Source organism: Massilia sp. CMS3.1 (assembly GCF_051262535.1).
Classification (GTDB): domain Bacteria; phylum Pseudomonadota; class Gammaproteobacteria; order Burkholderiales; family Burkholderiaceae_D; genus Telluria.
In genome coordinates this window covers 1-226 of sequence record NZ_JBIMES010000118.1, presented here as the reverse complement: position 1 = coordinate 226, position 226 = coordinate 1, and the positions used below count along the sequence as shown (strand labels likewise).

General features: G+C 54.4%; 1 protein-coding gene. It reads right to left on the bottom strand.

Going from position 1 to position 226, the window contains the following annotated elements; genetic code table 11:
- On the bottom strand, positions 1-226 hold a 226-nt coding region (locus ACHAC9_RS24690; RefSeq protein WP_435764466.1), incomplete at both ends, for a transposase.

The following is a 226-nucleotide window of genomic DNA, read 5'->3' as shown; positions in this document are numbered from 1 at the left end:
GTTTTGTTTGGGCGTTAGCCCAAACGAAGCAGCCATCTGTCGCCCGTTGGAAAACTGACTCGCATCGCCAACCGTTGCCAGCAATGCTGTCGCAGTAAGGGGCCCGATACCACGCACTTGCTGTAAACGTAGAGCTACCGGGTCTTGCCGAGCAATTTGTGCGATTTCCTGGTCGAGTTCTTCGATACGCTCGTCGAAAGTTAGCAGATCTCGCCATAGCCCACGA